We start from the raw sequence: 1,438 nt of genomic DNA on the forward strand, positions 1-1,438 counted from the left end.
CGAGGACGCGCTCCGGGCTCAGGCTTCTCGTCTTGCGGAGTTCGTGGCTGATCGGCCGGCGCTGGATCCGGAGGATGTCGGGTTCACGCTGGGTGTGGCCCGGGCGTCGTTGGGTCGGCGTGCGGTGGTGGTCGCGGGTTCCCGTGACGAGTTGCTGGCGGGTCTGGGCGCGGTGGCCGGGGGCGGTGTGTCGTCGGCCGTGCTGCGTGGTGTCGTCGGCGCTGCCCGCCCCGGTGTCGCGTTCCTGTTCTCGGGCCAGGGAAGTCAGCGGCTGGGGATGGGCCGGGAGTTGTATGACGCCTTCCCGGTCTTCGCCGAGGCCTTCGACGCGGTGTGTACGGAGCTGGACGGCCTGTTGGGCCGTTCGCTGCGTGAGGTGGTGTGGGCGGCCGAGGGTACCGCCGAGGCCGCACTGCTGGACCAGACGGTCTTCACCCAGGCCGCGCTGTTCGCGGTGGAAACGGCTCTGTTCCGTCTGGTGGCGTCCTTCGGTGTCGTGCCTGACTTCGTGGTGGGGCATTCGATCGGCGAGCTGGCGGCGGCGCACGTGTCGGGGCTGCTGGGCCTCGCGGACGCGTGTGCGCTGGTCGCGGCGCGCGGTCGCTTGATGCAGGACGCGCGCTCGGGTGGCGCGATGGTGGCCGTGGAGGCGGGCGAGGCGGAGGTCCGGGAGTCGCTGGCCGCCTTCGCGGGCCGGGTGGACCTGGCGGCGGTGAACGGGCCGCGCGCGGTGGTGGTCTCCGGTGACCAGGACGCGGTACTGGAGGTGGCCGCCGCCTGGGCCGCCCGCGGTGTCCGCACCCGGCGCCTGACGGTCAGCCATGCCTTCCACTCACCGCACATGGAGGGCTTCCTCGAGGAGTTCGAGCGAACCGTCGCCGGGCTGGAGTTCGGCGAGCCGGTGATTCCGCTGGTGTCGACACTGACCGGCGCCCCGGCCGGAACGGGCGAGCTCGCGGACCCGGCGTACTGGCCGCGTCAGGTGCGCGGGACGGTGCGGTTCGCCGACGCGGTGGAGACCCTGCACGGCCTCGGGGTCGGCTCGTTCCTCGAACTGGGCCCCGACGGCGTACTGCTGGCGATGGCCGAGCAGACCCTCGCCGCCTCCGGCGCGGAGGGCGTGCTGGCGCCGGCACTGCGGCGCGGACAGGGTGAAGCCCGCTCACTGCTGGCAATGCTGGCCACCGCGCACGTGTCCGGTACGGGTGTGGACTGGTCGGTCCTGTTCCCGGCAGCACGCCTGGTGGACCTGCCGAGCTACGCGTTCCAACGCACTCGCTACTGGCTGGAGGCCCCGGCCGGCGGGACGGGCGCCTCGGCACTCGGCCTCCAGGACTCCCGACACCCGCTGCTGGGAGCGATCACGGGCCTGGCCGACGGCGGTGTCCTGTTCAGCGGACGCCTGTCCCGCCACACCCACCCCTGGCTCACCGACCAC

Annotated in this window: 1 protein-coding gene; it reads left to right on the forward strand. The window is 73.1% G+C overall.

All coding sequences use genetic code 11. From position 1 onward, the window contains the following. Positions 1–1,438: acyltransferase domain-containing protein (locus ACFVXG_RS46115; RefSeq protein ID WP_387936501.1), on the forward strand; the 1,438-nt coding region annotated here is incomplete at both ends.

The sequence above is a fragment of the Kitasatospora sp. NPDC058162 genome (genome assembly GCF_042884005.1).
In the GTDB taxonomy this organism is placed as follows: Bacteria; Actinomycetota; Actinomycetes; order Streptomycetales; family Streptomycetaceae; genus Kitasatospora.